At 54.3% G+C, this 6,978-nt stretch carries 5 protein-coding genes; all 5 read right to left on the bottom strand.

The window, feature by feature from the left end:
- Positions 1-26: 26 nt before the first annotated feature.
- Positions 27-1,145 carry a radical SAM family heme chaperone HemW gene (hemW, locus tag ACTRC3_RS05140; protein WP_440322042.1) on the bottom strand — a complete coding sequence of 373 codons (1,119 nt, stop codon included), beginning with the start codon at positions 1,143-1,145 and terminating at the stop codon, positions 27-29.
- An 11-nt stretch (positions 1,146-1,156) separates the two neighbouring features.
- On the bottom strand, positions 1,157-2,971 hold the full coding sequence (gene lepA / locus ACTRC3_RS05135; RefSeq protein WP_440322040.1) for a translation elongation factor 4: 1,815 nt from the start codon (positions 2,969-2,971) through the stop codon (positions 1,157-1,159).
- Between the two features lie 103 nt (positions 2,972-3,074).
- Positions 3,075-5,150, bottom strand: coding sequence for a heavy metal translocating P-type ATPase (locus tag ACTRC3_RS05130; protein WP_440322038.1), 2,076 nt, complete (start codon positions 5,148-5,150; stop codon positions 3,075-3,077).
- A 4-nt stretch (positions 5,151-5,154) separates the two neighbouring features.
- Positions 5,155-5,466, bottom strand: coding sequence for a DUF6110 family protein (locus ACTRC3_RS05125; RefSeq protein WP_178040118.1), 312 nt, complete (start codon positions 5,464-5,466; stop codon positions 5,155-5,157).
- A gap of 202 nt (positions 5,467-5,668) precedes the next feature.
- Positions 5,669-6,970 carry a stage II sporulation protein P gene (gene spoIIP, locus ACTRC3_RS05120; protein ID WP_440322036.1) on the bottom strand — a complete coding sequence of 434 codons (1,302 nt, stop codon included), beginning with the start codon at positions 6,968-6,970 and terminating at the stop codon, positions 5,669-5,671.
- Positions 6,971-6,978 lie beyond the last annotated feature (8 nt).

Below are 6,978 nucleotides of genomic sequence, written 5' to 3'. Positions count from 1 at the left end.
GTTTTTTCCTTCGAAGCCAGAAAAAATTATTCCAGCAGGAATTCCGCCAGGGCGTAATTGCTTACATCGATGCCCCGATCCGTCAGACGAACCCGTCCGTCAGCCCGTTCCAGCAGCCCTTCCTGCACCAGACGTTCCAGTACCGGACCGTATGTTTTCCGAATCTGTTCCGTCACGGCCACACCCCGCATTTCCCGAAGCCCCAGGAACATGGTTTCCTCCAGGGCGTCCCCGGCGCTTAAGGGCTCCACGCTTTCATAAGTGAAATGGCCTTTCAGATATTCCTGTAAATCGGTGCTGTTTTTGTAGCGCACTTCATTCAAAAGCGACGCTGCGCCAATGCCGAAGCCCCTGTAATCGGTTCGTTCCCAGTAAGACAGATTATGACGGCATTCACAGCCCGGCTTCGCATAGTTGGAGATCTCGTAGCGCTCATAGCCCTTTTCATGGAGAAATGCTTTCGTGTCCTCATACATGATCCGATCCAGATCCTCGCCCGGAAGCTCCGACTCCCGGGGCCCGTTCTCCCTGTATTTTTCGTAAAAGGGCGTACCCTCCTCGATAATCAGGCTGTAAGCGGAAATATGCTCCGGATCGAGCGCCGTGACCTTCTGAAGCGTGGACAGCCAGTCCTCCCTGGTCTGTCCGGGCAAGGCGGACATCAGGTCGATATTTACATTGGAAAAACCAAGCTCCCGCACCAGCGCGTAATTCTCCCGGAACTGCTCCCAGGTGTGAATACGCCCCAGGATCTTCAGTTCCCGGTTGTCCGCCGACTGTAAACCGATACTCAGGCGGTTGACGCCTGCCGCTTTATAATTTTCCAGCTTTTTCCTGTTCAGTGTGCCCGGATTACACTCCACCGTAATCTCCACATCGGGACGCAAAAGAAGCCGCCGGGAAACCTCGTCGAGGATTCCTGCCAGCTCTTCTCCTGCCAGAAGAGAGGGCGTGCCGCCTCCAAAAAAGACGGTCGCTCCCTCATATGTTTCATTCAAGTCTCCGGCTGACCGGATTTCTTCCTTCAACGCACGTACATACGCGGCCCGGGTCGTCTCGTCCGCCGGGGCAGAGAGGAAATCGCAGTAGGCGCATTTGCGCACGCAGAAGGGAATGTGAATATAGATACCAAGCTTTTTTTTCATGTCAGCCAATCCTATTTGTCATCCAGCTTCAGTACGCTCATGAAGGCCTTCTGTGGGATCTCCACATTGCCCACCTGGCGCATCCGCTTCTTTCCTTCCTTCTGCTTCTCCAGAAGCTTCTTCTTACGGCTGATATCACCGCCGTAACACTTGGCCAGCACGTCTTTCCGCATGGCCCGGACGGTCTCACGGGCGATGACCTTGCCGCCCACAGCTGCCTGAATCGGGATCTCAAAGAGATGACGCGGAATCTCATCCTTCAGCTTCTCACACATTTTGCGGCCACGCTCGTAGGCAGTACTGCTGTGGACAATGAAGGACAGGGCGTCCACTTCTTCCTTATTGATCAGGATATCCAGCTTCACCAGATCGGCCTGCACATAGCCCTTCATCTCATAGTCGAAGGACGCGTAGCCTCTGGAACGAGATTTCAGGGCGTCGAAGAAGTCATAGATGATCTCATTCAGCGGAAGCTCATATTTTAACAGGGCACGGGTCTCCTCCATATATTCCATGCCAAGGTAGATGCCCCTTCGCTCCTGGCAGAGCTCCATGATGGAACCGATGAACTCGGTGGTCACCATGATCTCGGCGCTGACGAAGGGCTCCTCCATATGCTCGATCTCCGACGGGTCGGGCAGATTGGACGGGTTCGTCAGATCGATGACCTCGCCGTTGGTCTTATAAACCTTGTAGATAACGCCCGGAGCCGTGGTTACCAGGTCCAGGTTGTATTCTCTCTCCAGACGCTCCTGGATGATTTCCAGATGGAGTAGTCCCAGGAATCCGCAGCGGAAACCAAATCCCAATGCAATAGATGTCTCCGGCTCAAACTGGAGGGAAGCATCGTTTAACTGCAGCTTCTCCAGGGCGTCACGGAGATCCGGATACTTGGCTCCATCCGCCGGATAGAGACCGCAGTACACCATGGGCAGAACCTTCTTGTAGCCCGGCAGCAGCGCGTCGCAGGGATTATCCCGGTCGGTAATCGTATCACCTACACGGGTGTCCCGGACATTTTTGATGCTGGCTGTCACGTAGCCTACCATGCCAGCAGACAACTCGTCGCAGGGAATGAACTGGCCTGCGCCGAAGTAGCCTACCTCCACGACCTCTTCCTCGGCTCCGGTGGCCATCATGCGGATGGTGGTTCCCTTCTTCACCGTACCCTCTTTAATTCGACAGAAAATAATAACGCCCTTATAGGAATCGTATACGGAATCGAAAATCAGGGCCTTCAGGGGCGCGTTCGGGTCGCCCGTGGGAGCCGGTATTTTATGCACGATGGCTTCCAGCACCTGATCCACATTCAGACCGGTTTTCGCAGAAATCTGGGGCGCGTCCTGGGCCTCCAGGCCGATGACATCCTCAATCTCGTCGATGACCCGCTGGGGCTCGGCGCTGGGCAGGTCGATCTTGTTGATAACCGGGATCACGTCCAGATCGTGGTCGAGCGCCAGATACACATTTGCCAGTGTCTGGGCTTCGATACCCTGGGCCGCGTCCACCACCAGGATGGCGCCGTCGCAGGCCGCCAGGCTTCGGGATACCTCGTAGTTAAAGTCCACATGGCCCGGTGTATCGATGAGGTTGAAGATATACTCCTCGCCGTCCTTGGCCTTGTATACAGTGCGGACGGTCTGGGCCTTGATGGTGATTCCGCGCTCCCGCTCCAGATCCATATTGTCCAGCACCTGGGCCTGCATCTCCCGGCTGGTCAGAAGACCGGTCTGCTCGATGATGCGGTCCGCCAGGGTGGATTTTCCGTGGTCGATGTGAGCAATAATACAGAAATTGCGGATTTTACTCTGGTCAAATGTTGTCATTCAAAAATTCCTCCGTTATCTGGGTTAGTTTTATCTAATTCATAAAACGCCAAAAAGCGGGTGCGTAAAAAACGCCCGCTTTCCGGTCTATTATCAGCATACCCTATTTACATAAGGGCTTCATGCTGTTTAAGCTTATCACAAGTGTGGATGTATTGTGAAGCAGTGCGGAGGTGGTCGGCTGCAAGATTCCGGCTACACCCAGAACGATGAGGCCGGTATTGAAGCCCACGATGGTCCGGTAATTCTTATGAATCCGCTTCATCAGGCCGTTACCGATGTGCTTTAAGGCTACCAGCTGCCACAGATCCTCTGCGCCCACGGTCACGTCTGCGATTTCCCGGGCAATCTCCGCTCCGTCGCTGATAGCGATGCCTACGTCTGCCGCAGACAGTGCCGGGGAATCGTTGATGCCGTCGCCGATCATCATGACCCTGCGGCCCTTTGCCTTCTCTTCCTCTACGAAGCGCGCCTTGTCCTCCGGCAGAACCTCTGCGAAGAACTCGTCTACGCCCACCTTGGCCGCTACGGCTCTGGCTGTCCGCTCGCTGTCTCCGGTCATCATGACTACCTTGGAGATGCCTGCGTCCTTCAGGGCCTGAATTACAGCCGGCGCCTCGGGACGAATGGGGTCCTCGATGCAGATGACGGCTGCCAGCTCGCCCTCTACCGCCAGATAGAGATGGGAATACTCAGCCGGGAGCGCGTTAAACTTCTCCTCGGTTCCGGCCGGAAGGACACATTTCTCATCGTCGAATACGAAATGATAGCTTCCGATAATCGCTTTCTTCCCTTCTACTGTCGTAGAAATGCCGTGTGCCACAATATATTCTACTTTCGAATGCTTTTCTTCATGGTTCAGGTTGCGCGCCCTGGCGGCGTCCACAACTGCTTTCGCCATGGAATGGGGGAAGTGCTCCTCCAGGCAGGCAGCCAGGCGAAGAAGCTCGTCCGGACTCTCGCCGTTAAAGGGAACCACCTCTGCCACGGTGGGGCAGGCCTTTGTCAGGGTACCGGTCTTGTCAAAGACGATGGTGTCCGCCTCTGCCACAGCCTCCAGGTACTTGCCGCCCTTGACGGTCACATGCTCCGCGCCCGCCTCACGAATGGCGGACAGCACAGAGATGGGAATCGCCAGCTTCAGCGCGCAGGAGAAATCCACCATGAGTACGGCCAGGGTCTTCGTCATATTACGGGTGAAAAACCAGGTGGCCGCCGCACCCGCCAGGGTGTAGGGAACCAGCTTGTCAGCCAGATGCTCTGCCTTGCCCTCCACGGATGATTTCAGCTTTTCAGACTCCTCGATCATGGCCGCGATGCGATCATACTTGCTTGCGCCGCTTCCCACTTTGACACGGATGGTCAGCTCGCCTTCCTCCAGAACGGTTCCGGCGTAGACCGACGCTCCCGGAGCCTTGGCCACAGGAACAGATTCACCGGTCAGGGAGGACTGGTTCACCATACCCTCGCCTGCTTCCACCGTTCCATCAAATGGTACCACATTTCCCATATGGATGACAACCAGATCTTTTTCCTGAATGGAAGAAGAATCCACCAGAACCTCCTGGCCGTCGCTTAAGAGCCACACCTTTTCAATGTTCAGGGACATGCTGCGGGCCAGATCGCCCACGGACTTCTTGTGGGTCCACTCCTCCAGGATCTCACCGATGCCAAGCAGGAACATGACGGAGCCTGCGGTATCAAAATCGCCCCGGAATACGGACACGCCGATGGCGGTGGCATCCAGCACCGGAACCTCCATCTTACCCTGAGCCAGGGTCTTCGCGCCCTCCCACAGATATTTCCATGATTTTACAAATGCAATGCCGGCGCGGATCGGATAGGGCAGAAACAGCTTGCTTCCCGCGCGCATGATGACGCTGTTCACCAGCTTCTCCCAGTACTCCTCGTTCAATGCTCTGCCGGAGCTTTGGAATACCGCCTGGGGAACGTTCACATTTTCATAACGGAAGTTCCGAAGAGCCGTCAGCACCTGCTGCCGATCCCCCGTATAATAAATCACGATGCTCAGAGTATTGCGCTGTATTTTTGCCGAAGTTACAAAATCCCGTGTGTCCAGATAATACTGAAGAGTATCCGCCTCTTCGATGCTCATACGGCGCACGCAGGCCTGAACACGGATTCTGCCTCTGATTTCATGCCTGATGATGAACTTCATGGATTTACGCCTCTGTCTCCTCAGTTGTCTCTGCAGCTTCCTCTGCCTCAGCGTCTGCCACAACTGCTGCCTCTGCGGCTGCCTCGCGCTCCTCATTGATCTGCTTTGCGCCGGCGTAGATGTCCTCTGCGTTCTCCTGGATCACAGCCGCAGTCTTCATGACGCAGCTCTTCGCGCGAAGTACGGCTGCGGTGCAGTTCGTATATACATTCTTAGCGTCATCGCTTGACAGTGCCTTGATACCTGCGGTGCCAAACAGCACACCTGCAGCGAAAATTCCAGTCTTCTTCCAGTCAACATTCTTTAATTTCAGCATCTTAATTTCCTCCTCTTATTCGTATGCTTATTGTTTATGAACCGTATTGGTTTTACAATGTCCGCAATGATGTCTTCGTCTTTTATCTTTTGGACAGGCTTATTATAGCATGCTCTTTTTCAAAGGCAAGACTAACCGTTCTTATTGATAATTATTGTCGATTTAGCCGCGAAAAAGTCATTGACATTCCGGTTAGTTTATGCTATTTAGGATTGCCTAACACCTGGTAAAGCACCTCCGCCAGGGGATCCATAGCGTTCATCATTTCCTCCAGGGTGTTGGTCTGAGCTCCTGCTTCCACAAGCAGGGACTTGGGCCGCAGGTGCAGATTGTAACGCAGACTCTTCAGATAGATTTTGCGGCTGACGCCCGGATAATACTTTTCACAGGCAAGCTTTAGCTGCAGAGACAGCGCCAGATTTTCCCCGATATAAGGATTATACAGATAAGATATGGGGCCGTTCCGCCTGCTGTAGCTTAAGCCGTTGAAGAACATGAACTGGGCCGTGGGTTTTCCGTCCACCTCTGTCACCAGATGGGTGTCTTCATTTACACCATCCCGGTGCAGATCTATCAGCACTTCGATGGACGGATTTTCCGCCAGAATCCGCTTCACATCCTCCGCTGCCAGTGTATAGGCACGATTCCGATCCAGTTCGCCGTCCATATAATCATAGACATTCGTATTATGTATCACGTTATACCCAAAGCGTTCCCGCAGGATTTCCGTCAGGCGGTCGCCCACGCCTACGATGGTGGTGCGTACGTCACCCTCCACGGAATCTGCAAAGCCCTCCTGGGAATGTGTATGATAAATCAGAATCTGGGGGGCGCTGCTGTCCTGCTGCAGGGTCATGTCCATGGAAAGCAGGGCGCCGGCATTCAGAAGATCACTGCTGATATCCGTGTTACTTTCTATTATATAGAAATTGTTTTTCAGAAAATCAAAATCGGAGAGCTCTGCGGCACTGTATTCCCGTCCCTGCACGGAGGGTTCTGACGGCACTTCCCCCAGATCCGCTTTAGATTCCCCGTCCGGTTCCGGTTCTGTTGCCTGCTGATTTTCTTCTTCCACCTGCTCCGCCAGGTCGAAGGCCTCTCCGGTCTCCTGGTTGATCTCGTTTTCATCATGGACGCCGCCCTGAATCAGAATTTCATATGCTGCGGTGCTCTCGATGGCAGGGGTGTAATCCTGCTGTCCGGTCAGAAAACCGTAGAGGGGAATGATGCTCACCGCGCGCTCCAACACCCATTCCTCCAGACTGTCCGCTTTGGCCCCGCCACCGGACGCCGTGTAAACCAGGGCCGGATACAGGGTTTTCGTGGCCGCCCGCTGCAGATCTCCCTCCATTTCCAGAAGACCTGCTTTCCAGATATAAGAAAGCTTTCGAAGGGGCCTGACTCTGACGCTGCTGCACAGGATGTAAAGTCCCATGCCGACGATCAGGAGCCAGACCAGGCCGTTTATGGCTTTTCCGATTTTCCTGCTGCTTTGTTTTCTCACGCGTTCAT

The sequence above is a fragment of the Laedolimicola sp. genome (genome assembly GCF_051972735.1).
Lineage (GTDB): Bacteria > Bacillota > Clostridia > Lachnospirales > Lachnospiraceae > Laedolimicola > Laedolimicola intestinihominis.
This window is presented reverse-complemented; position numbering and strand designations above follow the sequence as displayed.

Coding starts and splice junctions, on each gene's coding strand:
- lepA (WP_440322040.1), bottom strand. CDS start 2,971: ATGACAACATTTGACCAGAGTAAAATCCGCAATTTCTGTATTATTGCT.
- hemW (WP_440322042.1), bottom strand. CDS start 1,145: ATGAAAAAAAAGCTTGGTATCTATATTCACATTCCCTTCTGCGTGCGC.
- ACTRC3_RS05130 (WP_440322038.1), bottom strand. CDS start 5,150: ATGAAGTTCATCATCAGGCATGAAATCAGAGGCAGAATCCGTGTTCAG.
- ACTRC3_RS05125 (WP_178040118.1), bottom strand. CDS start 5,466: ATGCTGAAATTAAAGAATGTTGACTGGAAGAAGACTGGAATTTTCGCT.